The sequence below is a fragment of the Streptomyces sp. NPDC003456 genome, assembly GCF_042878735.1.
In the GTDB taxonomy this organism is placed as follows: domain Bacteria; phylum Actinomycetota; class Actinomycetes; order Streptomycetales; family Streptomycetaceae; genus Streptomyces.
Window position 1 is genome coordinate 153,427 of the sequence record NZ_JBIAOK010000003.1, and the last position, 24,431, is coordinate 177,857.

At 72.5% G+C, this 24,431-nt stretch carries 23 protein-coding genes; 17 read left to right on the top strand and 6 right to left on the bottom strand.

The window, feature by feature from the left end; all coding sequences use genetic code 11:
* The first annotated feature begins 80 nt into the window (after nt 1-80).
* Nucleotides 81-1,421: a DUF445 domain-containing protein gene (locus tag ACFYWG_RS11720; RefSeq protein WP_383499433.1), complete on the top strand. Its 1,341-nt coding sequence runs from the start codon at nt 81-83 to the stop codon at nt 1,419-1,421.
* Between the two features lie 53 nt (nt 1,422-1,474).
* A complete protein-coding gene (locus tag ACFYWG_RS11725; protein WP_383499430.1) occupies nt 1,475-3,001 on the top strand; it encodes an MFS transporter in 1,527 nt (508 codons plus the stop codon).
* Between the two features lie 655 nt (nt 3,002-3,656).
* Here the strand turns inward: ACFYWG_RS11725 and ACFYWG_RS11730 are convergent.
* Nucleotides 3,657-3,971, bottom strand: coding sequence for a hypothetical protein (locus ACFYWG_RS11730; protein WP_385418879.1), 315 nt, complete (start codon nt 3,969-3,971; stop codon nt 3,657-3,659).
* Nucleotides 3,972-4,281: 310 nt separating this feature from the next.
* Here ACFYWG_RS11730 and ACFYWG_RS11735 point away from each other — a divergent pair, with 310 nt between their 5' ends.
* From ACFYWG_RS11735 to ACFYWG_RS11750, 4 genes are all read left to right on the top strand, one after another.
* Complete coding sequence (locus ACFYWG_RS11735; RefSeq protein ID WP_376334587.1) at nt 4,282-4,704, top strand: Hsp20/alpha crystallin family protein; 423 nt, start codon at nt 4,282-4,284, stop codon at nt 4,702-4,704.
* A gap of 153 nt (nt 4,705-4,857) precedes the next feature.
* Nucleotides 4,858-5,355: a DUF2267 domain-containing protein gene (locus ACFYWG_RS11740; RefSeq protein ID WP_389200906.1), complete on the top strand. Its 498-nt coding sequence runs from the start codon at nt 4,858-4,860 to the stop codon at nt 5,353-5,355.
* 225 nt (nt 5,356-5,580) lie between these two features.
* Nucleotides 5,581-5,760, top strand: a complete 180-nt coding sequence (locus ACFYWG_RS11745) for a hypothetical protein (protein WP_389200908.1) — start codon at nt 5,581-5,583, stop codon at nt 5,758-5,760.
* Between the two features lie 77 nt (nt 5,761-5,837).
* Nucleotides 5,838-6,212: a VOC family protein gene (locus ACFYWG_RS11750; RefSeq protein WP_389200910.1), complete on the top strand. Its 375-nt coding sequence runs from the start codon at nt 5,838-5,840 to the stop codon at nt 6,210-6,212.
* 50 nt (nt 6,213-6,262) lie between these two features.
* Here the strand turns inward: ACFYWG_RS11750 and ACFYWG_RS11755 are convergent, their stop codons facing one another.
* Nucleotides 6,263-9,409: a DUF3427 domain-containing protein gene (locus ACFYWG_RS11755; protein ID WP_389200912.1), complete on the bottom strand. Its 3,147-nt coding sequence runs from the start codon at nt 9,407-9,409 to the stop codon at nt 6,263-6,265.
* 187 nt (nt 9,410-9,596) lie between these two features.
* Nucleotides 9,597-10,613: an SEC-C metal-binding domain-containing protein gene (locus ACFYWG_RS11760; protein WP_383499412.1), complete on the bottom strand. Its 1,017-nt coding sequence runs from the start codon at nt 10,611-10,613 to the stop codon at nt 9,597-9,599.
* Nucleotides 10,614-10,861: 248 nt separating this feature from the next.
* Here ACFYWG_RS11760 and ACFYWG_RS11765 point away from each other — a divergent pair, with 248 nt between their 5' ends.
* The 5 genes from ACFYWG_RS11765 (at nt 10,862) to ACFYWG_RS11785 (ending at nt 15,773) form a co-directional block, all read left to right on the top strand.
* Nucleotides 10,862-11,173, top strand: coding sequence for a DUF6412 domain-containing protein (locus ACFYWG_RS11765; protein WP_383499409.1), 312 nt, complete (start codon nt 10,862-10,864; stop codon nt 11,171-11,173).
* 86 nt (nt 11,174-11,259) lie between these two features.
* Complete coding sequence (locus tag ACFYWG_RS11770; protein ID WP_376334576.1) at nt 11,260-11,970, top strand: YidC/Oxa1 family membrane protein insertase; 711 nt, start codon at nt 11,260-11,262, stop codon at nt 11,968-11,970.
* A gap of 144 nt (nt 11,971-12,114) precedes the next feature.
* Nucleotides 12,115-12,972: a fumarylacetoacetate hydrolase family protein gene (locus tag ACFYWG_RS11775; protein ID WP_376334575.1), complete on the top strand. Its 858-nt coding sequence runs from the start codon at nt 12,115-12,117 to the stop codon at nt 12,970-12,972.
* Between the two features lie 315 nt (nt 12,973-13,287).
* A complete protein-coding gene (locus tag ACFYWG_RS11780) occupies nt 13,288-15,168 on the top strand; it encodes a serine/threonine-protein kinase (RefSeq protein ID WP_389200915.1) in 1,881 nt (626 codons plus the stop codon).
* Nucleotides 15,169-15,227: 59 nt separating this feature from the next.
* Entirely contained in the window at nt 15,228-15,773 is a 546-nt protein-coding gene (locus ACFYWG_RS11785; RefSeq protein WP_389200917.1) for a hypothetical protein, read from the top strand.
* Nucleotides 15,774-15,814: 41 nt separating this feature from the next.
* On the opposite strand, the gene ACFYWG_RS11790 is transcribed toward ACFYWG_RS11785, so the two are convergent.
* The 3 genes from ACFYWG_RS11790 to ACFYWG_RS11800 all read right to left on the bottom strand — a co-directional run bounded on the left by ACFYWG_RS11790 (nt 15,815) and on the right by ACFYWG_RS11800 (nt 18,368).
* Nucleotides 15,815-16,681 carry an LLM class F420-dependent oxidoreductase gene (locus tag ACFYWG_RS11790; protein ID WP_389200919.1) on the bottom strand — a complete coding sequence of 289 codons (867 nt, stop codon included), beginning with the start codon at nt 16,679-16,681 and terminating at the stop codon, nt 15,815-15,817.
* Between the two features lie 80 nt (nt 16,682-16,761).
* A complete protein-coding gene (locus tag ACFYWG_RS11795; RefSeq protein ID WP_383499393.1) occupies nt 16,762-17,280 on the bottom strand; it encodes a heme-degrading domain-containing protein in 519 nt (172 codons plus the stop codon).
* The gene (locus ACFYWG_RS11800) at nt 17,277-18,368 is read right to left on the bottom strand and encodes a Gfo/Idh/MocA family oxidoreductase (RefSeq protein ID WP_389200922.1); all 1,092 of its coding nucleotides are present in this window, start codon (nt 18,366-18,368) and stop codon (nt 17,277-17,279) included. Before ACFYWG_RS11800 ends, ACFYWG_RS11795 begins: the two co-directional genes overlap by 4 nt.
* 95 nt (nt 18,369-18,463) lie before the next feature.
* On the opposite strand from ACFYWG_RS11800, the gene ACFYWG_RS11805 reads away from it, so the two are divergent.
* The 6 genes from ACFYWG_RS11805 to ACFYWG_RS11830 all read left to right on the top strand — a co-directional run bounded on the left by ACFYWG_RS11805 (nt 18,464) and on the right by ACFYWG_RS11830 (nt 24,330).
* Nucleotides 18,464-19,549 carry an ROK family protein gene (locus tag ACFYWG_RS11805; RefSeq protein ID WP_389201789.1) on the top strand — a complete coding sequence of 362 codons (1,086 nt, stop codon included), beginning with the start codon at nt 18,464-18,466 and terminating at the stop codon, nt 19,547-19,549.
* Between the two features lie 226 nt (nt 19,550-19,775).
* The gene (locus tag ACFYWG_RS11810; protein ID WP_376334564.1) at nt 19,776-20,537 is read left to right on the top strand and encodes a hypothetical protein; all 762 of its coding nucleotides are present in this window, start codon (nt 19,776-19,778) and stop codon (nt 20,535-20,537) included.
* Between the two features lie 196 nt (nt 20,538-20,733).
* The gene (locus ACFYWG_RS11815) at nt 20,734-21,513 is read left to right on the top strand and encodes an HAD-IIA family hydrolase (protein WP_376334563.1); all 780 of its coding nucleotides are present in this window, start codon (nt 20,734-20,736) and stop codon (nt 21,511-21,513) included.
* Nucleotides 21,514-21,634: 121 nt separating this feature from the next.
* Nucleotides 21,635-22,282 carry a hypothetical protein gene (locus ACFYWG_RS11820; RefSeq protein ID WP_389200925.1) on the top strand — a complete coding sequence of 216 codons (648 nt, stop codon included), beginning with the start codon at nt 21,635-21,637 and terminating at the stop codon, nt 22,280-22,282.
* Between the two features lie 2 nt (nt 22,283-22,284).
* Nucleotides 22,285-22,962: a class F sortase gene (locus ACFYWG_RS11825; RefSeq protein WP_389200927.1), complete on the top strand. Its 678-nt coding sequence runs from the start codon at nt 22,285-22,287 to the stop codon at nt 22,960-22,962.
* Nucleotides 22,963-23,292: 330 nt separating this feature from the next.
* Nucleotides 23,293-24,330 carry a glycoside hydrolase family 6 protein gene (locus ACFYWG_RS11830; protein ID WP_383499380.1) on the top strand — a complete coding sequence of 346 codons (1,038 nt, stop codon included), beginning with the start codon at nt 23,293-23,295 and terminating at the stop codon, nt 24,328-24,330.
* The last annotated feature ends 101 nt before the right edge of the window (nt 24,331-24,431 follow it).

Consider the following 24,431-nt stretch of genomic DNA (forward strand, 5'->3'; position numbering starts at 1 on the left):
CGCCGGGAACTCCTGTTCCGTTCCAGGAGTCGGTCAGGAAGGGACAATGTGTGTGCGGGATCACCGAGCGGGTGGAGCGGATGGATCGGACGAAGAGCGAACAAGCGGGCGAGACCGAGGGGCAGCATGCCCGCCCCGGCGCCGGGGTGAACCGGGCGATGACGACCTTCAGCCCGGCGGACGAGGAGAAGCAGCGCGGCGTACGCCGTATGAAGCTCACCGCCACGGGGCTGCTGCTCTTCGTCGCCGTGGTCTACGTCCTCGCCAAGTGGGCCCAGAACTCGGGCGCCGGTGCCTGGGCGGGCTATGTCGCCGCCGCCTCCGAGGCCGGCATGGTCGGTGCGCTCGCGGACTGGTTCGCCGTCACCGCCCTCTTCCGCCACCCCCTGGGCATCCCCATCCCGCACACCGCGATCATCCCCAAGAAGAAGGACCAGCTCGGCGTCTCCCTGGGCGAGTTCGTGGGGGAGAACTTCCTCTCCGAGGACGTCGTACGGCAGCGGCTGCGGGCGGTCGGCATCGGCAGCCGCCTCGGCGCCTGGCTCGCCGTCCCGGAGAACGCCGACCGGGTCACGGCCGAGCTGTCCGCGGCCCTGCGCGGCGCCCTGACCGTGCTGCGCGACTCCGACGTCCAGGCCGTCGTCGGCGAGGCGATCACCCGCCGGGCGGGCGCCCAGGAGATCGGGCCCGGCCTCGGCAAGATGCTGGAGAAGGTCGTCGCCGACGGCGGCCACAGACGGGTCGTCGACCTGGTCGTCACCCGCGCGCACGACTGGCTCGTGCTGCACGGCGACTCCGTGATGGACGCCGTGCAGGGCGGCGCCCCCGGCTGGACCCCGAAGTTCGTCGACCGGAAGGTCGGCGAGCGCGTCTACAAGGAACTGCTGCGCTTCGTCACGGAGATGCGCGACATGCCCGCCCACCCGGCGCGCGGCGCCCTCGACCGGTTCCTCACCGACTTCGCCTCCGACCTGCAGTCCGACACCGACACCCGCGCCCGCGTCGAGCGGCTCAAGGGCGAGGTCCTCGGCCGCGGCGAGGTCCAGGACCTCATCGCCAGCGCCTGGACGGCCGTACGGTCCATGATCGTCGCGGCCGCCGAGGACGAGCGCAGCGAGCTGCGGCTGCGCGTGCGGGCCTCCCTGTTGTCGCTGGGGTCCCGCATGGCCGCCGAGCGCAAGGTGCAGGACAAGGTCGACAAGTGGGTGGAGGACGCGGCCGTCTACGTCGTCACCACCTACCGCAGGGAGATCACCTCCCTGATCACCGACACCGTGGCGAGCTGGGACGCCGAGCACACCACCAGGAAGATCGAGGCGAACATCGGCCGCGATCTGCAGTTCATCCGCATCAACGGCACGGTGGTCGGCTCCCTGGCCGGCCTGCTGATCTACACGGTGACGCACGCGCTCGGGGCGTAAGCGCTTCGGGCCCGGGCACCCGAAGGGCGTTCTTCTCGCTGAGGAGGGAGCCCATGACCACCGCGCAGGCCGGGACCGGCCGAACCCTGACCACCAGCATCCCCGCCCGCCTCGACCGCCTCCCGTGGTCGCGCTGGCACTGGACCATCGTCATCGGTCTCGGCACCGTGTGGATCCTCGACGGTCTGGAAGTCACCGTCGTCGGCAACATCGCCGGCCGCCTGTCCGAACCGGGCAGCGGCCTGCCCATCACCTCGGGCGAGGTCACCGGCATGGCGGCCGCCCTCTATGTGGCGGGCGCCTGCCTCGGAGCCCTGTTCTGGGGCCGCCTGACCGACAAATGGGGGCGTAAAAAACTCTTCATGATCACCCTCGCGGTGTATCTGGGGGCCACCGCCCTCACCGCGATCTCCTTCGACACGTGGTGGTTCTTCCTCTTCCGCTTCCTCACCGGCTTCGGCATCGGCGGCGAGTACGCGGCCATCAACTCCGCGATCGACGAGCTGATCCCCAAGGAGTACCGCGGCCGCGTCGACCTGATGATCAACGGCAGCTTCTGGCTGGGCGCGATCTTCGGTTCCCTGCTGTCGATCGTCGCCCTGGACACCGACATCTTCGCGGCGAACGTCGGCTGGCGTCTGACCTTCGCCCTCGGCGCGGTCCTCGCCCTGGTCATCCTCCTCGTGCGGCGGCATGTACCCGAGAGCCCGCGCTGGCTGCTGATCCACGGCCGCGACGAGGAGGCGGAACGCATCGTCTCCTCCATCGAGCAGGAGATCGAACGGGAGAACGGCAAGCCGCTGCCGCCCGCCGAGGGTGAGATCACCATCCACCAGCGCCGCAGCGTCTCCTTCCTGGAGATCGGCCGCACGGTCTTCTCCGACTACCGCAGGCGCGCCATCCTCGGCTTCTCCCTCTTCATCGGCCAGGCCTTCCTCTACAACGCCATCACCTTCGGCTTCGGCGCGATCCTCACGAAGTTCTTCGACGTCCCGAGCGGCAACACCGGCTACTACTTCGCCGTCATCGCGGTGGGCAACTTCTTCGGCCCGCTGCTCCTCGGCAAGCTCTTCGACACCGTCGGCCGCCGCATCATGATCGCCGGCACCTACATCCTGTCCGGCCTGCTCCTGTTCGGCACGGCCTGGCTCTTCGACCAGGGTTCGCTGAGCGCGACCACGATGACGGCCTGCTGGTGCGCGGTCCTCTTCTTCGCCTCGGCCGGCGCCTCCAGCGCCTACCTGACGGTCTCCGAGGTCTTCCCGATGGAGACCAGGGCCATGTCCATCGCCTTCTTCTACGCCATCGGCACGGCGGCCGGCGGCATCAGCGGCCCGCTGCTGTTCGCCGAGCTGACGGAGACCGGCGTCGTCGGGGACACGGTCCTCGCCTTCTGCATCGGCGCGACGCTGATGTGCCTGGCGGGCCTCGTGGCGGCGTTCCTGGCCGTCAACGCGGAGCGGCGCTCCCTGGAGGACATCGCCAAGCCGCTCACCGCGGCGGCGAGCAAGGTCAAGCGTGCGGGCGGCGGCGACCCCGACGGCCCGGGCGCGGCGGGCTCCAAGCCGGCGACGGCGTGAGCGTGAGGGCGGGGCGCTGCGGCCCCCGCCCTCGACCTCCTTTGCCCCCGGCCTCGCGGTCGGTGAGCGGCACGCCGGAACTGCGCTATAGTTGATCTGCGTCCAGCCGCCGGAACTCCGGTGGGGGGACAGTGCGTTGGTGGTCCAAGGAAAGACGCCCCACTTCCTGTGGGGAGATGCAGGTGCAAGGCCTGCCCGGCGCTCCGACGAGAACCCGGCCCTGAAGATTCAGGGCCGGGTTCTTTGCTGTGCGCCTGACGGCGGCCTGCTGGTTGCGGGGTTGGCGGGGTGGCCTGCCTGGTTGGCGGGGTTGGCGGTCGCCGGCCCGCCGGGACCCGTCTGCGGGTCAGCGGGGTGCCGAGTGGCGTGCTGCCGGGTCCAGTCGGCGGCCTACCGGGTGGCCGGTCGGTGGGGTACCGAACGGCCCTGCGCCGGGCTGCCGCGCCGAGTCGGCGGACGGGCGCCCGAAGGTTGCGGCGCGCTGTCGCAACGCTCCGACCGCGCGCCTCGTACGCCGCCGGCCCGCCGCGAGGCAGGAGGCGCCGCCCGCGCCCCCCGGCCCGCCGTGAGGCAGGAGGCACCGCCGCACCCCCACCAGCCGCCGCGAGCGAGGCAGGAGGGCGTCGCGCGCCCGCCGCCGGCCCGCCACGACGCACTACGCGTCGCCGCGCCCCCGCCGGTCCGCCACGGCCCAGGACGCGAGCGCCACGGCTCCGGCCGCACCGAACACGGCCGGCCAGGCCCCCACCTTCTTCGCCAGCGGATGCGACCCCGCGAAGGCGGCGACGTACGCGGCGGTCAGGGCGCCCGCGGCCACCCCGCCCGCCTGCTGCCGCCACTGCCGGGCGGCCGCCGCCCCGGCGACGGCCAGCACGACACCGCCGAGCGGCCGCTGCCTGGTCCAGCGGGCCGCCCCGTACCCGCCCACGAGCCCGCTCGCGGCGACCACCGCGCTGGGAACCTTCGCCATACCTGCCTCCTGCGTGCCGCGTCCTCGTTCGGACCCTCGGATCCTCGAACCCTCGCACCCCCGGACACTCAGACCCAGTCGGTCACTTGAACCGAATCAGTCGGGCCAGGAGGTCCTCGGATCCCTCGAAGCCCGAGGCTAACCCGCACGCGCCCCGTCACCCGCGCCAGGGCGCAGCAGCGCCCCTCACCCACTCAGGCTCACCCCAACATGAGCCGGGGGTTGTCAACTTTCCTCCTCCGAGCTATATAAGAAGACGCAGACCGTTGGGCATCGCACCTACTGCGCCAGAAGAGAGGAGTGACCCGTGATGCTCATGCGCACGGACCCCTTCCGTGAACTCGACCGTCTCACCCAGCAGGTTCTCGGCTCCGCCGCCCGCCCGTCCGCCATGGCGATGGACGCCTACCGCTCGGGAGACGACTTCTTCGTCCACTTCGACCTCCCGGGCATCGACCCCGAGACGATCGAACTGGACGTGGAGCGCAACGTCCTCAACGTCCGGGCCGAGCGCCGCTCGCCGGCCCCCGAGGGCGCGGAACCACTGGTGGCCGAGCGTCCCACCGGCACGTTCACCCGCCAGCTGTTCCTCGGCGACACGCTCGACACGGAGCGCATCGACGCGTCCTACGAGTCCGGCGTGCTGACCCTGCGCATCCCGGTGGCCGAGCAGGCCAAGCCCCGCCGCATCCAGATCACGGGCGGCGACGCGCGCAGGCAGATCAGCGGCTGACCGGCCGACCGTACCCACGCACGCACGAGGCCGTCCCTCCCGTCCCCCTGGGGGGACGACCCCGCGCAACCCCACCCACGCCCCGTGCCGCCGGCGTCGGAGGAGCCCGGCGGCACGCGGGCAGCAGTACCGGATCCGGAGGAAGACCCGCAGATGAGCGTGACGATGGTGCCCAGTGTGACGACGACACCCGCGGCCCCGAAGACCCTGATCCCGGCCCCGCCGCAACACCGGGAGACCCGGGGCGACGACCGTGCCTGGGCCCGCCTGGTCGACGCGGTACGGGAGTCGGGCCAGTACCCGACCAGGCCGGAGGCCGAGCGGATCACCCGTATCGTCCTGTCCGCCCTCGGCGGTCACGTCGTCGGAGACGAACGGGTCGACCTCGCACGCGCCCTGCCGGAAGAGGCCGCCAGGGTCGTCGCGTCCCAGATCCCGGCCACGCGCCGGCTCACCGCCGCGGAGTTCGTCGACTCCGTCGCGGCCCGCATCGAGGGGGCGACTCCCGCGACGGCCCGCTGGGACGTCAGCTCCGTCCTCAGCGTGCTGCCGCCCCTGGTCGGCGACGACCTGGTCACCCGCATCCTGGCCCAACTCCCGCCCGGCTACGCCCTCCTCTTCGGCCGAGCGGACCTGAGCCCGGCACCCTAGGGCCTGTCGTCTGGATCATGACGCAGACGCGGGGCCCGGCAGGCGCATCTGCCGCGTTGTCGTCTTTGGTGGACCCTCAACCACGCCGCCGGCGCGCCCGGCCACTGGACCCGCGCGTCCCTCACGGACCGCCTCGCCCGCTACGACGACCAGGACACCGACTTCGACGCGGTCTACGACGACTTGAACGCCCGGGGCTGGCTCAGGGAGGAGCGGCGAGGCGGCATGACGCTCACGGACGACGGCGAGGCGGCCCGGCTCCGCGCCCGGGAACGCAATCTCCGCGTCCACACCCGGACCCACGAGGGCGTCAGCCAGGCCGACTTCATCACCACGGTCAACGTCCTCAGGCGCATGGTCGCCAACCTGGGCGGCGACGGGAACCTCCCCGATCCCGCCAAATAGTTCGACAGCACCTGCCCTCGCCGACGATGCTGCGGAGCGCACGGCACCGCTGCCAACCGACGGGACGGAACCGACCGTTGAACCCCACCCTTCGCCACCTCACCTTCGACTGCACGGGCGAGCCCTACGAACTGGCCCGCTTCTGGTCCGAGTTCCTCGGCCACCCCATCTCGGACGTCGACAAGCCCGGCGACGACGAAGTCCTGATCGAACTCCCCGCCGGCACGCCCGGCCTGCTCTTCGTGAGGGTCGAGGAGCCGAAGAGCACCAAGAACCGCATCCACTTCGACCTCGCACCGACGGGCCGCACCCGAGCCGAGGAGGTCGAACGCGCGGTCTCCCTGGGCGCCCGCATCCACGCGGACCGCACCCTCCCGAACGGCCGAGGCTGGGTCGTGATGACGGACCCGGAGGGCAACGAGTTCTGCATCGAGCGGGGAGAGAGGGGCTAGAAGACCAGACACCCCCGTGCTTCCCGCCCGGGGCCCAGGTGAGGGTTCGGTCAAGTACCAGCTGCGATGGCTGCGTACGTCGACACATCTGCGGGGAGCTCGTGCTGCAAGCGCCACCTAATAGCCATTGGCTTGCTGCCCGTGTGTTCTTCATAGGTGGCCGGGCCGAGAAGCATCCACGGGTGGGGCTTACCGATGTCGGTGTCCTTGTAGCGGCGCATGAAGAGCAGGACGTGGCTGCCCTGTTCAGCGTGGCGCTGGTATCGCAGGCCCGTGGGGGAGTTCGCGGCTGTTGCGTTCTGCGATTCCCAGTGGAAGAGCGTCGGGCTCAACGCGTAGTCCTTGTATCGGACAGTGGGGGAGAAGTCCTTCTCGTTCTTCTCCAGCGTGATCAGGAGAGCGTCCGTCTGGAGGTCCTCGACCCATTGGACGCCCTTGGCGAACGACCTGGGCATCTGCCCGCCAAAGCGGGCCACTCCCAGTGCTGCGAGGACCTCGGACCGGTTGTAGGAGCAGTGCACCTTCAGCGGGAGCTGACTGAGGTTCCCGGACAAGGCAAGGGGGAGGTGGTCCGCCTGCCCGATGACGTGAGCGAGAACCTGGCGAAGTTCGTCGCGGACCACGGGCTGGTCTCGCAGTGCGTCCAGACCTTCCTGGTAGCTGGTGAAACCGCCGGCGTTGTCCCACAGGTTGAAGAAGAGCATCCGCGCATACGCCTGCTCTGTGGCGTTCAGTTGGTCGTAGCGCGGTACGTCGTCGGCCAGGAGACGGAGGTAGGCGCTGGCCCGGTCAGGGTCATCCACGTGAAGGAAGGCGTGGACGCGCTTGAGGAGGGCTGACTCCCCCTCTGGTGCGGCGGTCTCGATGAAGCCCGCTCGGCGAGCCACCGACGTCCAGGAGTTGTCGCTCTTGTACAGCTCCTTGATCTCTCTGCGGCTCTCCCTCAGGTAGTCAGCCAGCCGGTTCGTGCCATAGGACTTGACCTCGGCGACCAAGGTCTTGACGTTCGCGCTTAGCTGGGTACGGATGTTGTCGAGCACCAGGTTCTTTGCTTTGCCCTCCAGGATGATCTGGCAGCCCGACGGAAGAAGAGGGAAGTCGCGCTCGATGTGATCGAGGAGCCGGTTCCGGGAGAGGTTCGTGAGGGCGCGGAACTGCTCCTCGAATCGGAACTCCGCCCGATGCTGTCCGATGAAGTCAAGGACGGTGAGGACCGGCTTCGTCTCCGTACGCCGTAGCCCTCGACCGAGCTGCTGGAGAAAGACCGTGGCGCTGTTGGTGGGGCGAAGGAGGAGGAGCGTGTCCACATCGGGGATGTCGAGGCCCTCGTTGAATAGGTCGACGGAGAAGATGACCTGCAGTTTTCCCGCTCGCAGGTCCGTCAGAGCCTGGGCCCGTTCCGCCGCGGGCGAGTCGCTGGTCAATGCGGTCGCCGCAAAGCCCGCCCTACGGAAGAAGTCCGCCATGAACCGCGCATGCTGCTTGTTCACGCAGAAGCCCAGCGCCCGCATGGCTCCGGGCTGAGACACCTTGTCACGGATCTGCTTGACGATGATCCGGGCCCGTGCCTCATTGCCCGTGTAGAGGTTGCCGAGATCCTGGTCCGTGTAGGTGCCCCGCTGCCAGGTGAGGTTGGTGAGGTCGGTTCCATCAGGGATGCCGAAGTAGTGGAAAGGGCAAAGCAGATCGTTTTCGAGAGCCTCCCAGAGCCGCATCTCGGCAGCGATGCGGCCGTCGAAGAACTCGTCTTGCACGTTGAGCCCGTCCATGCGCTCGGGGGTCGCCGTCAGACCGAGTAGTTCCTTGGGTTTGAAGTGATCGATGACCCGGCGGTAGGTCGCGGCCGTAGCGTGGTGGAACTCGTCTATGACAATGATGTCGAAGTGGTGCGCTGCCAGCTCTTCGAGCCGCTGCACGTTGAGCGACTGGACGCTGGCGAAGACATGGTCCCAAGCCTGTGGGTCTTCACCGCCATAAAGCAGTTCGCCGAACGACGCGTCGTCGAGCACCTCACGGTACGTACGCAGCGACTGCTTGAGAATCTCCTTGCGGTGGGCCACGAAGAGCAACTTCGGCCGTCGGTCCTCGAAGTTCTTCGCCAGAGACCGATAGTCCAGAGCTGCCATGACGGTCTTGCCCGTGCCAGTGGCTGCCACCAGGAGGTTGCGGTCGCGTCCCCGGAGCTCGCGCTCTACGCGCAGCCGTTCCAACATGTCCTGCTGATACGGGAACGGACGCACCTCCAACCCTGACAGGTTGATCTTGAGGTCAGTGGTGGAGGTGCTGCTGCCCGCTTGTGCTAGGGCTTGGTCGAGACGGGCACTGTGCCGGTCGGGATCGTAGGTCTCAAAGGCCGAGTCGCTCCAGTACGCATCGAAGGTCGCCTCGAACTTGTTCAGTACGGCCGGTGTGGCCACCGAAGACAAGCGGACGTTCCATTCCAAACCATCGAGGAGTGCTGCCTTCGAGAGGTTGGAGCTGCCGACGTAGGCCGTGTCGAAGCCCGTGTGTCGTCGGAAAAGCCAAGCTTTGGCGTGTAGTCGAGTGGAGCGGATCTCGTAGTTGACCTTGACCGTGGCTCCAAAATCGCGGACGAGGCGATCGAGGGCGTGCCGGTCGGTCGCCCCGATGTACGTCGTGGTGATGACGCGAATCGGCACTCCCCTTTCCTTCGCGGCACGCAACGAGTCTTCGAGGACGCGGATGCCGTACCACTTCACGAAGGCACAGAGCAGGTCGATGCGGTCAGCAGTGGCGATCTCGGCCCGCAGCTCAGCGCCGAGACTGAGATCCTCCGGTGAGTTCGTGATCAGCGAGGTCTCGGAGAGGGGCGTGAGCGGGCGTAGGGCGTGGACGCCGGGAGCCTCCTGCCGAGCAAGAGTCAGCAGCTGCCGTGGACCTTCCGCAATCGTGCGTGCTGCCGCCCTGTCGGCAGAGTCGGGCCCGGCTTCAGCGAGCGACTTGAGGATGCGGTTCGCGACAGGGACGCGATCCTCAGGACGCAGCCGGCTCAGCCTGTCGGCCACGGCTTCACCGATGTAGCGAGCCAGTACATGCGGAGCGGACTCCGGTGTGACCTCGGCGTCAATGGCTTTCCACCCAGCCGCCTTGAAGCTCTCCAGTTCGTCTTCGACATCGCTGGTGATCAGCTTCTCGTAGACACCCGCGATCGGCTGTGACTGGCCCCCTGCTGCCACCGTGCTCCCCCTGGTTCACCATTCCGTACGCGACGATCACTCGTGGCGATATGGATCAGTTCTAACAGCAGGGTCTGACAGATGAGGAGGGTTCAGATCAGCTGGCCGGCCGCCCGGCGTAGTGGCGCGTCCGTAGGGGTGCGTGCCGGGCGGCTCAGCGGGGGAGCGCCTGAGGGGTTCGGCGGGGTCAGGTCGTCGCGTCGTGGCACTCGCCGTACGTGCGGCCCGAGCCGCACCAGCAGTTCGCCTGCTGCTGCGGCGGCCACGCCACCGCACGTCCCCGGGCGGCGAGCGTCGTCGCGTACTGGGGGAGCAGCGTCGGGTCCCCCGGTGAACTGCCCTCCGAGGCCGCGAAGGCCTCGTAGGACGGGACCGTGCCGGTGACGATGCCCAGGTTGGGCGTGCCGGAGGCGGAGAGTTCGCGCAGGGCGCGCTCTATCGAGACCAGGTGCTCCTCGTGGGACGGGTACTCCTCGGCCAAGGCCGGATAGGTCTCCAGGAGTTCCGTCAGCTCCGCCGCCGGCCAGTGGAGCATCGCCACCGGGAACGGGCGGGAGAGGGCCGCGCGGTAGGCACCCAGTTCCGCGCGGAGGCGGAGGATCTCGGCCTCCAGCTCCGCCGGGTTCTCCGAGCCGAGCGACCACACGCGCTTGGGGTCGTGCAGCTCGTCCAGGGAGACCGGCAGGGAGTGCACCGAGTCCGCCAGGGCGTCCCACTCGTCGTGGGAGCGGCCCAGCATGCGGCGGACCCGGTGGCGGCCGAAGAGCAGCGGGTGGGTCGGCTGCGCGGGGTGCGGCACATCGGTCAGGAGGTGGCGCACCGCCTCCGTGAAGGTCTCGTGCGCTGCTTCCAGCTCGTCGTGGTTCTCCAGGGCCTCCGCGACGATGACCCAGGGGGCCGGGTCCCGGGGAGCCGAGGCCCGAACGCCCTCGATGATCGCCCGGGCCTCGGCCTCGTGGCCGTACTCCCAGAGGTTCGAGGCTTTGAGGGCGCGGACCAGGTGCGGGTTGTCGAGGCCGTCGGGTGAGGCCAGGAGGCGGTCGTAGAGCTTGGTCGCGCTGGGGCGGTCGCCGGAAAGCTCCAGGTGGGCCGCCGCGCGCAGCAGCAGGGCCTCGGCGTCCTCGGGGTACAGGCCGGCGGTCCGCTCCAGGCGTGCCGCCTCGGCGGTGTGGTCGACGTTTTCGGCAGGCGTGTCGGGGCGCATGGGGGACACCGTACTGCCGGGAGGTGACAAGCGTGAGAGATGCACGGGCCGGACCCCGGCGACAGCCCCCCGCGGTCCCCGGCTCGTCCTCGCCCGGCTCGTCCCCCCTCGGGTCCCCCGGGCCCCCGACCCACCCCCGCAACCGCCCGCGCCGTCCACGGAGGGCCATCCTGTATAACGGCTGTGGCGACAACAGGACTTGCGCGCCCGCGACAACAGCGCGCGTACGAGGAGAGGAGGGGCAGACGGTGAACCGGACCCGTTCCGCACTGCGTCCCGTCCTCGCGCTGGTCCTCCTCGTCGCCGGGGTGCTGCTGCTCGACACCGGCAGTCTCTCCGCCACCGTCGCCCTCGCCGCGACCGCCGCCGTCTCGGCCGCCCTCGCGGTCTGCTCCCTCGTCGCCTCGCGCTGCGCGCCCGCCGTGCCCCGCACCCGGGTGCGCACGGCCATCCGCGACCGTGACCGCCGTACGGCCTTCCTGCCCCAGCGCGACCCCGACGCCCGGGGGCGCACCCGGCCCCGGGCACCCGGTCACGCCCTCCGGGCGACCGTCGCGTAGGGGTGTCTCCGTGTAGGTGACCCCGCGCGGGTCGTCATGCCGTTCTGTTCCGTCCCGGCACGACGAGACCCCCGGAGGGCTCACCCATGTCCGTCTTCGCTCACCTGGTCGAGCAGCTCGCCGACCTGCTCCGGCCGCTGTTCGGCGCCTCAGCTGCCGCCGCCGCCATCGTCCTGTTCACCGCGCTCGTACGGCTCCTCGTCCATCCGCTGTCCCGGGCCGCCGCGCGGGGCCAGAAGGCGCGGACCGCGCTCCGGCCCAGGATCGCCGAGCTGCGCAGGAAGCACGCCGGGGATCCCGAGAGGCTGCAGCGGGCCGTGCTCGACCTGCACGCCCAGGAGAAGGTGTCGCCGCTGGCCGGCTGCCTGCCCGGGATGCTGCAGATCCCCGCCTTCTTCCTGCTCTACCACCTGTTCTCCAGCGACACCATCGGCGGCGAGGCCAACGGGCTGCTCGGTCACCGGCTGCTGGCCGCGCCGCTCGGCGGACGGTGGGCCGACGCGCTCCAGGGCGGCCTGTTCGGCGGGGCGGGGCTGGTGTACCTGGGGCTGTTCGCGGTCGTCGCGTGTGTCGCGGTGTTCAGCTACCGGCTCAGCAAGCGGATGCTGGCCGCCGATCCCCCGGCTCCCTCCGGTGACGCCGAACAGGTGCCCGGCATGGGGGCGGTGACCCGGGTCATGCCGTTCATGTCGTTCTTCACGCTGGTCACCGTCGCCGTGGTGCCGCTGGCCGCGGCGCTGTACGTCGTCACCAGTACGACGTGGAGCGTCGCCGAGCGGGCCGTGCTGTACCGCTGACCGGCCCGGCCGGGGTCCAGTACGTGAACGGGGTCTTGCGGACCGGACCCCGACCTTGGAGGATCGTCCAGCCCTGCCGATGGCTCCCCGCCGCATCCGGGTCGCGCGCATCGGACGGGCGCCCGCGATCGAGGGAGACTGATCATGAAGCTGCTGCGAGTCGGTACGGCCGGGGCGGAGCGGCCCGCGCTGCTCGACACCGACGGGATCCTGCGGGACCTGTCGGGTGTCGTCCCGGACGTCGACGGCGCGCTGCTCGCCGACGAGGAGGCGCTCGCCCGGGTGCGGGCCGCCGCCGACGCCGGCACCCTGCCCGCCCTGGATGCGGCCGGGCTGCGGATCGGTCCGCCGCTGGGACGGATCGGCAAGATCGTGTGCATCGGGCTGAACTACCACGACCACGCGCGGGAGACGGGGGCCGAACCGCCCGCGGAACCGGTGGTGTTCATGAAGGCGCCGGACACGGTGGTCGGCCCCGACGACACCGTGCTCGTCCCCCGCGGCTCCCGCAAGACCGACTGGGAGGTGGAACTGGCCGTCGTCATCGGGCGTACGGCCAGGTACCTGGAGTCCGCGGCGGACGGGCTCGCGCACGTCGCCGGGTACGCGGTCGCGCACGACGTGTCCGAGCGGGAGTTCCAGATCGAGCGGGGCGGCACCTGGGACAAGGGCAAGAACTGCGAGACGTTCAACCCGCTGGGGCCGTGGCTGGTGACCGCGGACGAGGTGCCCGATCCGCAGGCGCTGTCACTGAGACTGTGGGTGAACGGCGAGCTGAAACAGGACGGGACCACCGCCGAGCAGATCTTCCCCGTCGGGGAAGTCGTGCGGTACGTCAGCCGGTTCATGACCCTGTACCCGGGAGACGTCATCAACACCGGGACCCCGGCGGGCGTGGCCATGGGGCAGCCCGAGCCGAAGCCCTACCTGCGGGCCGGGGACGTGGTGGAGCTGGAGGTCGGAGGGCTCGGGCGGCAGCGCCAGGAGATCAAGGACGCCTGAGCAGCGGCTCCCGGGGCCGGCGCCGTGAGGTGACGAGGACGCCTGAGCAGCGGCTCCCAGGGCCGGCGGTGTGAGGTGATGCGGCCCGTTCCGCCGGGCGCTCGGCGTGGAGGCGAGCGCCCGCGGAGGTGTCGTCCGGCGCAGTGGTGCGCGAGGGGAGCGCGGGACCGGCCCGCGCTCCCACTCGGGCCCGGATGGCACCCGATGTATGGATATCAGCCAGTACGGTGGGCGCTCGGGTGAACCGATCCGTGGCGCGCTCCCAAGAGGCGGCCCCTGCGCCGGGTATCGCACCCTGACGCGAACGGGGAGCACATGCGGGTACTTGCGCAGCGGTACGAGCTGATCGAGGAAGCAGGGCGCGGCGGCATGGGCCAGGTGTGGCGCGCCCTGGACCGGGAGCTCGGCCGGGTGGTCGCCGTGAAGGTCCTGCCACCGGAGCTGACCCGGCACGAGGAGTTCCGGGTCCGCTTCCGCCGCGAGGCGCGCACCATCGCCTCGCTCAGCCACGGGAACATCGCCGTCCTGCACGACGTCGGCGAGGACGTCCGGGACGGCGAGAACACACCGTTCCTCGTCATGGAGTTCATCGACGGCCGCACGGTGGCGGAGGCACTGGCCGAGGGGCCGTTCACGGTCGGCCGGGCCCTGGACGTCGGCCGGGGCGTCGCCGAGGCCCTCGCCCACAGCCACGGCCAGGGCCTGGTCCACCGGGACATCAAGCCGTCCAACGTCATGCTCACCGCCGACGGCGGGGTCAAGGTCCTCGACTTCGGGATATCCAAGGTGGTGGCGGAGACCGGCACACGCCTGACCGCCACCGGCATGACGGTCGGGACCCCGGCCTACCTCTCCCCGGAGCAGCTGACGGGCGAGGCGGTCGACGGCCGTTCTGACCAGTACTCCACGGCCTGCCTGCTGTACGAACTGCTCACGGGACGCCCGCCGTTCCTCGGCGACTCGCCGTTCGCCGTGATGCACCAGCACATCAGCAAGGAGCCCCTGGCCCCCTCCCGGCTGCGCCCGCAGATCCCCGCGGAGGTCGACGCCGTCGTCCTGCGCGCGCTGGCCAAGGACCGGGAGCAGCGCTACGCCGGTATCACCGAGCTGCAGCAGGCCCTGGCCGGCGCGGCCGCAGGGCCTCCCGCACCGCCGCCTGTGCCGCCGCTTCCGCCGGTTCCGGCACCCCTGCCGGGTGCCGGGCCGGGGCGGACGATGCTCGCGCAGCAGCAGACCGAGGCCGCCGCGCTGCCCCGGCAGGCGGCCACCACGCCCCCACCGCCTCCCCACGCCCCGGGCCCGGCGACCGGCACCGGCGGCGACGCCGGACCGGCCCCCGCGGACCCCGCAGACCACACGCCCCCGGCCACCCCGCATCCCCGCCGGTCACGGGCCACCGCCTCGGCACCGGCCTCCACCGGTCCCGGCGAGCACGGCGAGCCGGCCGGGGCGACCGTCGCCGGCTCCGCCGCCGCGGCGCCGGGGCGCAGATGGTGGCGCGGCCCGGCCGGGAACCGCGTGATGGCCCTGCTCGGGCTCGTCGTCTCCGCCCTGGTCGTCGTCTCCCACCTGGACGCCGAGCCGCAGGCCGACCTCGGCGGGCCCCTGGTGCTGAGCGCGGTCCTCGGACTGGCCGTGTTCCGCTGGCTGCCCCTGACGTCCACCCTGCTGTGGTGGGGCGCCGGAGCCCTGTCCATCGCCAGCGTCACCGCCGGGGCGGCCTCGTCCGAGAGCGACTACACCTACGTGACCGAGAGCGACTTCGGCGGCTCGCTCTACTACTACGGCTCCCTCTACAAGGAGTACTACCAGCTGTCCCAGGACCCGTCCGGCCGCACCCTCTTCGAGCAGGGCTACGGCGGTGCGTACGAGCCGGCCTCCGCCATGGTCACCACGTACTACACCGGGCACGAGCCGATGCCCTTCCTCGGCCTCCCGGTCGTGCTGCTCGCCGTGCTGTGCCTGGCGCGGGCGCTGCGCACCGGGCGGCTCTCCGCGCTCCTGGCGGCCACCGGCATCACGCTGGCCGGGCTGGCGGTCAGCTGGCTGGCCTTCGACGAGGACGGCCAGCTGGGCGTGTTCTGCGTCTGCTGGGCGCTGGCCGCACTCGTGGCCGTCGTGCAGGAGGTGCGCGGCCGGCGGCGGGCGCCGGGTCCGCGGCCCCGGCGCCGACTGCGGTTCGTGGCCGCGGAGTAGCGACGGCACGCACCCGGGCGGGCGGCGGTCCGCCTCCCCTCGCAGACAGGGCTCAGCTCATGACCTACTCACCTGCGCGCGCGATCGCGGGAGCAGTGCTGGTGGCCGCCGTCGTCGCGGGCTGCGGCGGCTCCGGGCGGGCGGCCGATACGCCCACCACCGCCCCCTCGGCCCCGGACCGGCCGGCCGGGACCGTCACCGGAGCGACGCCCCGGGCGCCCGCCGGCGGCACCCCCGATCCGCTCACGCCCGTGCTCACGCCCACGCCCACCGTGGCGGAGCCGTCGTCGCCGCCGGCGTTCGCCGCGCCGCGCGGTTCCGTCCCCGCCCGGCTGGTCGGCGAGTGGGACGGGGACGGCACGGCCCTGCGGTTCGACAGGATCCGCTTCGCCGGCGACGGCGGTGTGCGCCTGCTCTACGCCAACGGCCTGGTCCTGGAGGGAACGGCGGTCGCCAAGGGCACCTCCCTGACCCTGTACGTGCCGGGAGGCCCCATCGCCTACGCGTACTGGTTCGTCGAGGAGTTCGACGCCGGGTACGGGTACACCTTCGAGAACCTCCTGCTGGACGGCGTCAGTTACGTGCGCCAGACCTCCGGGGGCTGACACCGACGTGCCCTCGGGGTGCCGGCCGCTCGCGGCCGGTGTCAGTCCAGCAGGGACGCCACCTCGCGCCACGCCTTCCGCGGCAGGCCGTCGCGCGGGGCGCCGTCCAGGACCTGGAGGGCCAGGTGGTCCGCGCCCGCGGCGAAGAACGCGTCGAGCCGGGCGCGGATCGCCGCGTCGTCGCCCCAGGCGAACAGGGCGTCCACCAGCCGGTCGCTGCCGCCGTCCCGCAGGTCGTCCTCGGTGAAGCCGTGCCGCAGGAAGTTGCCGGTGTAGTTCGGCAGGGGCAGGTAGAGCTCCAGGAACTCGCGGGCCAGCGCGCGGGCCCGGTCCGGGTCACTCTCCGGGATCACGCCCAGCTCCGGGGCGAGCAGCGGGCCCTCGCCCATGATCTCCCGGGCGTGCGCGGTGTGTTCGGGGGTGACCAGGTACGGGATCGAGCCCGCCGCCCGGTCCCGGGCCAGGCGCAGCGACTTGGGGCCGAGCGCGGCGAGCAGGCGCCGGTCCGCCGGCATTCCGGCGGCGTCCAGCGCGTCGAGGTGACCCACCAGGGCCGTGTAGGGACGGGCGTACTGCTCGACCCGCTTGGCGTGGCTGACGCCGAGGCCGAGCAGGAAGCGGCCGGGGTGCGCGGAGTCCAGGTCCGCGAACGCGCGGGCGGAGGAATCCGGTTCGTGCTGCCAGATGCTCTGGATGCTGGTGCCGACGACGACCCGGGAGGTCGCCTCGACGAGCGGGGCGGCGTGGGCGGCGGAGGAGTTGCCGCCCAGCCAGAGCGCGCCGAAGCCCAGTTCTTCCAGTTCGGCGGCGGCCTCGGTGAGTTCCCCGCGCCGCTGCGGGTCCTCCGAGCGCAGCCCCACGCTCCAGATGCCGTATCGGCCGACCGCTTCCTTGACGGGCGTGCTCATCTGTCCGATCCCTCCGGTGGGCGCCAGGTCCTGCATACGGCAGGTGCCAACCGGAGGGGACCGGGGTTGATTCCGCCGGGCTAGAGATCGAGGAAGCGCTCCAGCGCCTCCACCACCAGCCGGTGGTCGTCGAGCTGCGGCAGTCCGGACACCGTCACCGCGCCGATGACGCCGACGTCCTCGACGGTGATCGGGAAGGAACCGCCGTGGGCCGCGTAGGTGTCCGGGTCCAGGCGCGAGGACTCCTCGAAGGTCGTGCCCTTGGCGCGGAAGCGGGCACCGACCAGGTAGGAGGCGGAGCCGTACCGCTCGACCACCCGCCGCTTGCGGGCGATCCAGGCGTCGTTGTCCGGCGTCGAACCGGGCAGCGCCGCGTGGAAGAGCTGCTGTCCGGCCCGGTGGATGTCCACGGCGACCGGGGCCTGCCGCTCCCGGGCCATGCCGACGAGCAGCGAGCCGAGCGCCCACGCGTCGTCGGGGGTGAACCGGCGGAACACCAGGCGGCGTTCCTGCCTCTCCAGCTCCTCCAGACCGGGGGTCAGCTCCGGATGGAACTTCGGGCCGAGTTCCTGGCTGTGCGGAGTGTTCCGGGCGGTCACAGGGTCACCGTCACCTTCTCGCGTGCCGAACGGCGCGCGGCTTCCAGTACGTCCAGGGCGGCGGCCGCCTCACGGGCGGTCACCGGGTTGGGGGCGCCCTCCAGCAGGGCCTTCGCCACGGCGGTGTAGTAGGCGGGGTAGTCGCCCGGCAGGGTCGGCTCGGGGCGGCCGCCGCCGGTCATCGGGGACTCGCCGGAACCCACCCGGCCCCACAGCGACTCGGGCTCCGCGCCCCAGCCGGGCCCGGGCCGCAGGCCCTCGCGCAGGGCGGCCTCCTGGGGATCCAGCCCGTACTTGACGTACCCGGCGCTGGAGCCCAGGACGCGGAAGCGGGGGCCCAGTTGGGCCGTCGTGGCGGAGACGTACAGGTGGGAGCGGACGCCGTTGGTGTGCGTGAGCGCGATGAACGTGTCGTCGTCGGTCTCCGCGCCCGGGCGGCGGACGTCCGTCTCCGCGTACACCTCGGCCGCAGGGCCGAACAGGACCAGGGCCTGGTCGACGACGTGGCTGCCGAGGTCGTAGAGCAGGCCGCCGATCTCGGCCGGGTCGCCGGACTCCCGCCAGCCGCCCTTGGGCTCCGGCCGCCAGCGCTCGAAGCGCGACTCGAAGCGCCGGACGTCGCCCAGCCCGCCCTCGTCCAGCAGCTTGCGCAGGGTGAGGAAGTCGTTGTCCCAGCGGCGGTTCTGGAAGACGGACAGGAGCAGTCCGCGCTCCTCGGCCAGGGCGGCCAGGGCGCGGGCCTCGGCCGCGGTGCCGGCCACGGGCTTGTCGACCACGACCGGCAGACCGGCCTCCAGGGCCGTCGTCGCGAGCGGCACGTGGGTCTTGTTCGGCGACGCCACCACGACCAGGTCCAGTTCGGCGGCCCGGTCGAACAGCTCGCCCGGCGAGGCGGCCAGGCGGACGTCCGGGTACTCGGCGCGGGCCTGCTGCTGCCGTTCCGGGTTCGAGGTGACGACCGTGTCGAGGGCGAGGCCCTCGGTGGCGGCGATCAGCGGGGCGTGGAAGACGGAGCCGGCCAGGCCGTAGCCGACGAGGCCGACGCGGAGCGGCGAACCGGAAGCGGTGCCGGGGGGAGTGCCAGTCATGCCCTCCACTTTCGCAACGCTGTTGCCAAAGTGCAAGCGCCGGGGACAATGGGTGCGTGAACAGGGCGGACGACAGTGCGGGCGGAGTGGGCGGCATGCGCGGCACGGGCGGCGGGGTGAATCTGCCGGCCCTGCGCAGCCACAACACCGCGCTGGTCCTCGACCTGCTGCGCACGGCAGGGACGGAGGGCATCAGCCGGCTCGAACTCGCCGAGCGGACCGGTCTCACCCCGCAGGCCGTCAGCAAGATCACGGCTCGGCTGCGGCAGGACGGCCTCGCGGCGGACGCGGGGCGACGGGCCTCGACGGGCGGCAAGCCGAGGACGGTCCTGCGGCTGGTGCCCGAGGCGGGGCACGCGGCCGGCGTCCACCTGGACCGGGACGAGGTGCGGGCGGTGCTGGTCGACCTGCGCGGGAGCGTGGTCGCCGAGCGCCGGACCGCGCTGGACCTGGGCGCCGGCGCCGAGGCCGTGCTCGCGGCGGTGGCGCGGGCGGTGCGGGACGCGGCGGAGGGGCCCGCTGGAACCCTCCTGGGGGCGGGCGTCGCGCTACCGGGGCCGCTCGACCACACCCGGGGCGTGCTGCACCGAGTGACCGGGTTCCCCGAGTGGGACGGCTTCCCGCTGCGGCAGGCCCTGGCGGAGCGGCTCGCCATGCCGGTGGTGGTCGACAAGGACACCAACGCGGCGGCGCTCGCCCTGGCCGCCGGGGAAGAGGCCGGCTCCTTCGCCTACCTGCACCTCGGTACGGGTCTGGGAGCCGGGCTGGTCCTCGGCGGTGCCGTGCACCGGGGTGCCCGGACCGGGGCGGGGGAGTTCGGCCACCAGGTGATCCAGCTGGACGGGCCGCCGTGCACCTGCGGCCAGCGCGGCTGCGTCGAGGCGCTGTGCCTGGCCGCGGTCGAGCGCGGCGACCCGGCGGAGGCCGCCCGGGTGCTGGGCACCGCGGCGGCGAACCTCGTGGGCCTGCTCGACATCGACGGGGTCCTGCTGGGCGGCCGCACCGTGGCCGCGGCACCGGAGGCGTTCGTCCGGGGCGTCGGCGCGGTCCTGACGGCCCGGTCCCGGCGCACCGGCCAGGACGAGATCCCCGTCCGGACCGCCCCCGGCGGCGACCGCATCGTGGCGGCCGGAGCGGCCCAGCTCGTCCTGGGACCGGTGTTCGGCCGCGGGGGCGGCTGACAGAGCCGGACGCATCTGCCGGATCCGGCGAACGCGCCGGGACGCCGGCGGGGCGTTCCCTCGCGCGGCGGGGAGGCGCCGGTACGCACGCGGGGGACCGCCCCGCGGTGCGGCGGTGCCCGGTCCTCGCCTCTGTCCGCCGACCGGGCGGATCGCCGCCGCCGTTCGGGGGGCTTCCCGGCGCGGCAGATGTACCGGGGGCCCCGCGCGGCAATGTCACGTCATCATGCGACCCTGCACGCCCGTACACCTCTGCCTCGCGACGGCGGCCGCCGTCCTGCTCCCTGGTGCTCACCCGGCGTACGCGGACGATCCGGCGCCCGCCTGTGCCGCACCCGACGACCACACCTTCCCGCTCACCACCCGCATCCACGGCGGGCCCGGCTCCTACACGGCCGGCGGCGGGTTCGGGACCTGGTACGTCGACCTGACCAACACGACCGACCGGACCTGCGAGGACATCCACCCCGTCGTCGTACTCGTCGACGAGGAGCGGGCCCTGGAACCCTCCCAGCCGCGGCTGGAGTTCTTCGACGGCCCGCGGGCCCACCCCGTGCGGTTCGAGGAGAGCGGCGAGGACGAACTCGTCGGGGCGTTCTCCGACGAGGAGGGCGGCTTCGCGGGCTTCACCGTCGGCCCGGGCGGGACCGTCACCGTGAAGGTGCGGCTCGCCCTCACCTCGGACGCCGTGCCGAACGACGTCACCGTCAACGCGGCGGTCGTCCAGCGCCACGACGACGACGGCGACTGGGTCGGCCAGTCCGGCGACTACCGCTTCCGGATCGAGGAGGGTGGCACGGACACCGACCCCGGCACCGGGGACCGGCCCGACCCCGAGCCCGACGCCTCCGTCCCGCCCCGCGAGGACCGGTTCCCGTTCGCCGAGGAACTCGCGAGCACCGGCGCCGGCGTCCGGATCGCGGCCGCCGCCTCGGCCCTGCTGCTCGCCGCGGGCAGCGCCCTGCTCCTCGCGCGCCGCCGCCGCTAGGCCGGCGTTCCACGGCCCAGCGGACCCGCCCCGCCCACCGTCTCGCGGACCCGCCCCGCCCGCCGTCGCCGACGCGCCCGGCGCCCGCCGCCCGCGTCCCGACAGGCGGGACGCCGTACGGGGGCCGTTCCCCAAGATCCCGGCACTGTTTAGGCTGGATCGCACGCTGGACCGCGTACGGCAGGAGATCCCGCACATGGCAGACCGCAAGCCCATCCAGTCGTGGCTCACCGACATGGACGGCGTCCTCATCCACGAGGGCGTGCCGATCCCCGGTGCCGACGCCTTCCTGAAGAAGCTGCGGGAGTCCGGCAGGCCCTTCCTGGTCCTCACCAACAACTCCATGTACACCCCGCGCGACCTGCACGCCCGGCTGCGGCGCATGGGCCTGGAGGTGCCGATCGAGAGCATCTGGACCTCGGCCCTGGCCACCGCCCAGTTCCTGGACGACCAGCGGCCGGGCGGCTCGGCGTACGTCATCGGCGAGGCCGGGCTGACCACCGCGCTGCACGACATCGGCTACATCCTCACCGACCACGAGCCGGACTACGTCGTCCTCGGCGAGACCCGGACCTACTCCTTCGAGTCCATGACGAAGGCGGTCCGGCTCATCAACGGCGGCGCCCGCTTCATCTGCACCAACCCGGACGAGACCGGCCCCTCCACCGAGGGCCCGCTGCCCGCGACCGGCGCGGTGGCCGCCCTGATCACCCGGGCGACCGGCAAGCAGCCGTACTTCGCGGGCAAGCCGAACCCGCTGATGATGAGGACCGGCCTGAACGCCATCGGGGCCCACTCCGAGAGCAGCGCCATGATCGGCGACCGCATGGACACCGACGTGCTGGCCGGCATGGAGGCCGGGATGCAGACGTTCCTGGTGCTCACCGGCCTGACGCGGCCCGACCAGGTCGAGGACTTCCCGTACCGGCCGTCGCAGGTCGTGGACTCGATCGCGGACCTCGTCGACCGGATCTGACCCGGGTCCGGCGCCCCCGCCGGGCCCAAACCCGTCACCACCCGTACGGAGCAGCCGCCGCGTCCCTGAGGATGCGGCGGCCCACCCTGCGGGGGAGGCTCCAGGCGTCTGGAGGTTCACGATGGGTTCCCTGAAAGTCACTGTCTGCACCGGCGTCCTGGCCGCGGTCGCCCTCTCCCCGGCGGCGCACGCGGCGGACGCGGGGGGCGTCACGGTGACCCCGGCGGCCCCCGCGCCCGGCAGTGACGTCACGCTCCGCGTGACCGACTGCGCGCGGCGGACGGCCGTCGCCGTCTCCGCGGCCTTCGTCGGGCAGGCCCGGCTCACCGTCTCCGGCGACCGCACGCTCACCGGCGACACCCGTGTCCGCTCCACGCTGGAGCCGGGCGCGTACCGGGTGCGGATCAGCTGCGGGAGGACCGCCCGGACCGGCGTCCTCACCGTCCGGACCGGCGTCCTCACCGTCCGGGAGGGCGACGCCCCGCGGCCCCTGTCGGGTCCCGCTCCCGGGAGCGCGGGGCAGCCGCCCCTGCCCGGCAAGGGCGGGCAGCCGTCCGCTCCCGCCGAGGGCGAGCGCGTGCCGAGCGCACCGGCCTCGCCCATCGCGCCCGTCCGGGCCGGTGGCGGCGGAGCCGCCGGCCTCGTCGCGGGCGGGGAGCGCGCCACCGGGCCCGGCACGGCCCAGGGCGTCACCGGCCTGGCCCTGGCGGGCGTGGCCGCGACGGTCGTCGCGCTCGGCGGTGCCCGCGGGCGACGGGGGATCGGCTGACCATGTCCGACCAGGATCAGACGTACCGGCGCCCCTCCGGCACCGGCCGCATGCTCGCCGGCGTGGCCTGGGTGGTGCTGCTGCTCGGGCTGTGGCTCTGGGGCCGCGAGGTCACCGACGTACGGCACGGCATCTCGGCGCCCACCACCGGTGACATGGCCGCGGCCGGACGGCCCCCGGACGTGAAGCTGCCGCCCGCGCACCGCCCGCTGGGCGACGCCGAGCCGCAGCGCGTGGACATCCCCGGGCTCGGCGTCCAGGCGCCGGTGGTGGCGCGCGGGCTGGACTCCCGCGGGGCTCCCGACCCGCCGCCCTTCGACCAGCCGGGCGTCGTCGGCTGGTACGCGGGAGGGGCCGCTCCCGGGGCCCCGGGCACCGCGCTGATGGTCGGTCACGTCGACACCGGCGCCCGGCCGGCGGTCTTCTTCCGGGTCAGCGCGATGCGCCCGGGCCAGACGATCCGGGTGGTGCGGGCCGACGCCCGCATCGCCGAGTTCACGGTCGAGTCCGTCCAGGTCCTCTCGCGTGAGCGCTTCGACGCCCACCAGGCGTACGGGCCGCGCGAGTCGGGGCGGGCCGAGCTGCGGCTGGTCACCTGCGGCGGCAGCTTCGACCGGGCCACCCGCAGCTACACGGCGAACGTGGTGGTCTCGGCGTACCTGACCGGAACCGGCCGCTGACGGACGGCCCACCGGACCCGGGCGGCGGCCCGCTCCCCCTGGAGCCGCCGACCGGGTCCGTCCTCGACCGCGCGGGCACGGGCTGCGGGAGTGACCCGGCGAACCGCGCGGGAGGCCACGGGAGCCACGGTGGGTGAACCTCTGGCCGAAGACCGGAACCCCGCCCCTCGACTGTAGAGCCCGGAGGCCGTCCGGGCCTAGAGGTGGATGACGCCAGGTCCCGATACCGTGGCGCTGCGTCACCATGCGGGTGGACTTCGAACCGCGTGGGCGCCACGGGACGTATGTCAGGATTGAGCCTTGGAACGGGTGCACCCGAGGGGGAGTTGGATGTACGGCAGCAGGGGGGTCGGGGCGTCCGCGGGGAGGCGGGCGTCCGCGGCGGTGCTGGGGGCGGCACTGCTGGTCACGGGATGTTCCTCGTCCGACGGAGGGGACGGCGAGGACGACGGCGGCAAGGCGGGAGCGGGCATCACGCAACAGCCCCGCGAGAGCGCCCCGTTCTGGGTCAACCCGGACGGCACGGCGGCCCGGCAGATGGCCGCGCTGGAGAAGGCCGGCAAGAAGCGGGAGGCCGAGCGGATCCGCAGGATCGCCGAACAGCCGGTCGCCGAATGGATCGGGCCGGACGACCCGGAGGAGCAGACGCGGGGCCTCACCCAGGCCGCCGACAAGGCGGGGCGCACCGCCCTGCTCGTCCTCTACAACATCCCGCACCGCGACTGCGGCCAGTACTCCCAGGGCGGCGCCGCCGACGGCGACGCCTACCGCGCGTGGATCGACGGCGTGGCCGCGGGCATCGGAGACCGGCCCGCCACCGTCGTCCTCGAACCGGACGCGCTGCTCCACCTCGTGGACGGCTGCACCCCGCAGCAGTTCCACGAGGAGCGCTACGACCTGCTCAAGGACGCCGTCACCGAGCTGAAGGCGCTGAAGAACACGAAGGTCTACCTCGACGCGGGCAACGCCGGCTGGCAGAACCCGGACCAGATATTCCAGCCGCTGCAGCGCGCCGGCATCGCCCGCGCCGACGGCTTCTCGGTGAACGTCTCGAACTTCTACTCCACCGAGGACTCGCTCGCCTACGGCAAGCAGCTGTCCGCCAAGGTCGGCGGCAAGCACTTCGTGATCGACACCAGCCGCAACGGCAAGGGCCCCTACACCGGCGGCGACCCGGACGAGCGCTGGTGCAACCCGCCCGGCCGCGCCCTCGGCGAGACCCCGACGACCAGGACCGCCGACCCGCTGGTCGACGCCTACCTGTGGGTCAAGCGGCCGGGCGAGTCCGACGGCGAGTGCAAGGGCGGCCCCAAGGCGGGCCAGTGGTGGCAGGACTACGCCCTGGAACTCGCGAAGGCCACCGCCTGACGCACGCTCGGCCACCGGGCCACCGGGCCACCGGGCCACCGCACCGGAGGCCACGCGCAAGGGGCGCCCACCTGGAGCGCCCCTCACCGGTGCTGGCAGTC

Bases quoted from the DNA above. Each gene is read 5' to 3' on its own strand.
- ACFYWG_RS11725 (WP_383499430.1), top strand. From the start codon at position 1,475: ATGACCACCGCGCAGGCCGGGACCGGCCGAACCCTGACCACCAGCATC.
- ACFYWG_RS11830 (WP_383499380.1), top strand. From the start codon at position 23,293: ATGTACGGCAGCAGGGGGGTCGGGGCGTCCGCGGGGAGGCGGGCGTCC.
- ACFYWG_RS11745 (WP_389200908.1), top strand. From the start codon at position 5,581: ATGACGCTCACGGACGACGGCGAGGCGGCCCGGCTCCGCGCCCGGGAA.
- ACFYWG_RS11760 (WP_383499412.1), bottom strand. From the start codon at position 10,613: ATGCGCCCCGACACGCCTGCCGAAAACGTCGACCACACCGCCGAGGCG.
- ACFYWG_RS11800 (WP_389200922.1), bottom strand. From the start codon at position 18,368: ATGACTGGCACTCCCCCCGGCACCGCTTCCGGTTCGCCGCTCCGCGTC.
- ACFYWG_RS11770 (WP_376334576.1), top strand. From the start codon at position 11,260: ATGTCCGTCTTCGCTCACCTGGTCGAGCAGCTCGCCGACCTGCTCCGG.
- ACFYWG_RS11735 (WP_376334587.1), top strand. From the start codon at position 4,282: ATGCTCATGCGCACGGACCCCTTCCGTGAACTCGACCGTCTCACCCAG.
- ACFYWG_RS11780 (WP_389200915.1), top strand. From the start codon at position 13,288: ATGCGGGTACTTGCGCAGCGGTACGAGCTGATCGAGGAAGCAGGGCGC.
- ACFYWG_RS11815 (WP_376334563.1), top strand. From the start codon at position 20,734: ATGGCAGACCGCAAGCCCATCCAGTCGTGGCTCACCGACATGGACGGC.
- ACFYWG_RS11740 (WP_389200906.1), top strand. From the start codon at position 4,858: ATGAGCGTGACGATGGTGCCCAGTGTGACGACGACACCCGCGGCCCCG.
- ACFYWG_RS11785 (WP_389200917.1), top strand. From the start codon at position 15,228: ATGACCTACTCACCTGCGCGCGCGATCGCGGGAGCAGTGCTGGTGGCC.
- ACFYWG_RS11810 (WP_376334564.1), top strand. From the start codon at position 19,776: ATGCGACCCTGCACGCCCGTACACCTCTGCCTCGCGACGGCGGCCGCC.
- ACFYWG_RS11820 (WP_389200925.1), top strand. From the start codon at position 21,635: ATGGGTTCCCTGAAAGTCACTGTCTGCACCGGCGTCCTGGCCGCGGTC.
- ACFYWG_RS11790 (WP_389200919.1), bottom strand. From the start codon at position 16,681: ATGAGCACGCCCGTCAAGGAAGCGGTCGGCCGATACGGCATCTGGAGC.
- ACFYWG_RS11775 (WP_376334575.1), top strand. From the start codon at position 12,115: ATGAAGCTGCTGCGAGTCGGTACGGCCGGGGCGGAGCGGCCCGCGCTG.
- ACFYWG_RS11720 (WP_383499433.1), top strand. From the start codon at position 81: ATGGATCGGACGAAGAGCGAACAAGCGGGCGAGACCGAGGGGCAGCAT.
- ACFYWG_RS11825 (WP_389200927.1), top strand. From the start codon at position 22,285: ATGTCCGACCAGGATCAGACGTACCGGCGCCCCTCCGGCACCGGCCGC.
- ACFYWG_RS11730 (WP_385418879.1), bottom strand. From the start codon at position 3,971: ATGGCGAAGGTTCCCAGCGCGGTGGTCGCCGCGAGCGGGCTCGTGGGC.
- ACFYWG_RS11805 (WP_389201789.1), top strand. From the start codon at position 18,464: ATGCGCGGCACGGGCGGCGGGGTGAATCTGCCGGCCCTGCGCAGCCAC.